This window comes from Mesorhizobium sp. M7A.F.Ca.CA.001.08.2.1 (assembly GCF_003998455.1).
Lineage (GTDB): Bacteria > Pseudomonadota > Alphaproteobacteria > Rhizobiales > Rhizobiaceae > Mesorhizobium > Mesorhizobium ciceri.
On the sequence record NZ_RZPW01001187.1, the window covers coordinates 1 to 1,169 of the forward strand.

Here is a 1,169-nt window from a genome sequence, read left to right on the forward strand (position 1 = left end):
TTCATAAACAGGACTTGCCTTGTGCGCCATGCTTCGGTCCGAGAGGCCGTAGCCGCTTTCATGATTAACCATTCGCGAGCGCATTTGGTTAAGGAATTGCTAATTTAGTTGACTATAATTTCCACAGGTATATTTTCGATGCGTTGGGATGTGCAATTTGGGCGAGCAATCGATGGTGACACCGGGCGTGTGATCGCGATTTCGGGGCGCGGAGAATGCTGAGCGGCAGCACGGAGGTTGTGTAGTCGCACCAGCTTCGCGAAAGCCAAGAACAATTGACGCACATCAGTGATGGCGGTTCCGCAGATGCGGAGGTTTGCCACGTTCTCAGGAACGTGGCCGGGCGATGCTTTGTCCCGGCCCGGCGGTAGCGTGTTCGGTGCGTATGAGGAAAGCATGACTAAGCTTGTCAAGGTTCTGAAACTGGAATCCGGCAGCCAAAAGGACGCCAGCCAAAGCCGACGACGCGCCCTTGTCGCCGGAGGAGCGGGATTTTTAGGTTCGCATCTGTGCGAACGTCTTTTGCGGGACGGATACGACGTTGTCGCGCTGGACAATTTCCACACCGGCAAAAGATACAATCTCAATGCCCTTCAGCGCAATCCGAGCTTCAGCTGCATCGAGCACGACATCGTCGATGCACTGCCTTCGGACCTTCAGTGCGACGAGATCTACAATCTCGCCTGCCCAGCCTCTCCGCCGCACTACCAGGCAGATCCGATCCACACCTTCAAGACAAGCGTGCTTGGCTCGCTGAACCTTCTGGAACTCGCGCGACAGAACAAGGCCAAGATATTCCAGGCCTCGACGTCCGAAGTCTATGGCGATCCCTTCGTGCATCCACAGCCCGAGAGCTACTTCGGCAACGTCAACACGCACGGGCCGCGCTCCTGCTACGATGAAGGCAAGCGCTCGGCCGAAACCCTGTTCTTCGATTATTCGAGAACCTATGGTCTCGATATTCGTGTCGCCCGCATTTTCAACACCTACGGTCGCCGCATGCAGCCCGACGATGGACGTGTGGTTTCGAACTTCATCGTCCAGGCGCTGCGCGGCGAGGACCTGACCGTCTATGGCAGCGGCCAGCAGACGCGCTCCTTCTGCTATGCCGACGACCTGAGCGAGGGCTTTATCCGGCTGATGAATGCGCCGAACGCGCCCGCCCACCC

At 57.3% G+C, this 1,169-nt stretch carries 1 protein-coding gene; it reads left to right on the forward strand.

All coding sequences use genetic code 11. The features are described 5' to 3' along the window. Positions 1–396 precede the first annotated feature (396 nt). Positions 397–1,169: NAD-dependent epimerase/dehydratase family protein (locus tag EN914_RS36055; protein WP_127389717.1), on the forward strand; the 773-nt coding region annotated here is incomplete at its 3' end.